This window comes from Streptomyces sp. NPDC001056, from assembly GCF_053598955.1.
In genome coordinates this window covers 1-1412 of record NZ_JBSFLI010000105.1, presented here as the reverse complement: position 1 = coordinate 1412, position 1412 = coordinate 1, and the positions used below count along the sequence as shown (strand labels likewise).

At 65.9% G+C, this 1412-nt stretch carries 2 protein-coding genes; both read right to left on the bottom strand.

The window, feature by feature from the left end; genetic code table 11:
* Positions 1 to 45: 45 nt before the first annotated feature.
* On the bottom strand, positions 46 to 459 hold the full coding sequence (locus ACWDD7_RS37705; protein ID WP_450460711.1) for a hypothetical protein: 414 nt from the start codon (positions 457 to 459) through the stop codon (positions 46 to 48).
* The gene (locus tag ACWDD7_RS37700) at positions 456 to 1304 is read right to left on the bottom strand and encodes an IS5 family transposase (protein WP_450460710.1); all 849 of its coding nucleotides are present in this window, start codon (positions 1302 to 1304) and stop codon (positions 456 to 458) included. The genes ACWDD7_RS37705 and ACWDD7_RS37700 overlap by 4 nt, the downstream gene beginning before the upstream one ends.
* Positions 1305 to 1412: the final 108 nt, after the last annotated feature.

Here is a 1412-nt window from a genome sequence, read left to right as displayed (position 1 = left end):
CTGAGTGGTCGGTTCGTGAGTTGATGTCCGTTCCGGGCTTGGTTACTACTTCCTGCTGAAGGTGCCGGGCTCGGCTTCGGTGAGGATTCCTATTGTGACCAGGCGTTTCATCTTGGCGCGGGTGCGTTCGACGTGTTTCGGCAGGAGCTCGAAGTCGAGGGCCTGACAGATGTCTCGGGCCTTCAGCGGACCGGGGGTGTCGTTGAAGACGGCGAGGATGCGCGGGTAGTCCGGGTGCTCAGGCAGTTCCAGACTTCCTGCTGGGTCGACCGTCTGGGCCGGGATTCGGTCGGCGAGGCCGGTGATGGTCGTGCGGGTGATGGCGAGGTGTTCCAGACGTAGTTCGGCCTCACGGAGTTGGGACTGCAGGGCGTCGATCTGGGTGCGGAGATCATCGGCCAGGGCTCGGGCGGCGTCTTCCTGAAGGTCGAGTGCCTGGAGGAGAGGGTTCAGGTTCACGCGCCGGCCACCCGCGGATCGCGCCAGGTGAGCGTGTTCGTGTCGGTGAGCCGACGGGCTATGACGTGGGTCATGGCCCAGTAGACGCGTGAGGCGGAGGAAGCGGGGCGGTGTTCGTAGTCGCGGACCAGCCGCCGGTGCAGTATCAAGATCCCGAACGTCTGCTCCACCCGCCACCGTTTCGGCTGCGGAACGAATCCCTGCTCCTCAGGGTTCCGCTGGACGATCTCGACGTCGATACCGAGGGCAGCCCCGTGCGTGACGACCTGGTTTTTGAAGCCCTGGTCGACCAGGGCTTTGCTGACCGAGCCGCCGGCCGCGACGGCGACCTGGTCGAGCAGAGTGATGCCGGCGGCGTTGTCGTGGACGCTCGCGGCCAGCACGGTGACGGCGATGACCAGGCCGAGGACGTCCACGGCCAGTCCCCGCTTGCGGCCCGATACCCGTTTCGCGGCGTCTTTGCCCGTCGTGGCCGCGGGGACCCCGGTGGCCGCCCGGACACTCTGGGTGTCCAGGATCACCAGGGTCGGGTCCTCTAATCGCCGGTTCCTCTCCCGCACCTGGCAGCGCAGGAGTTCATGGATCTGCTGGTCGGTGCCGTCGTCCCGCCAGGCGGCGAAGTAGTAGTACGTCGCGCTCTTCGGCGGCAGGTCATTCGGCAGGAGAGCCCACTGACAGCCGGTCCGGGACTGGTAGAGGATCGAGTTCACGATCTCCCGCATCGAGTAGCGGCCCTGGTGGCCGCTGACGGAACGGTGCCGGTTCTTCCAGGCCGTGAGCACCGGCTCGATCAACGCCCATTGCTCGTCCGTCAAGTCGCTCTGGTACGGCTTGCGTTCACCCACCCCACCGATCCCAGCAGGCCACCGGCATCGGACCGGCACGTTCCGCCTCCGTCCACACCATCAGGCGACACCAGAATGACTCATATACTCACGAACCGCCCACTGAGA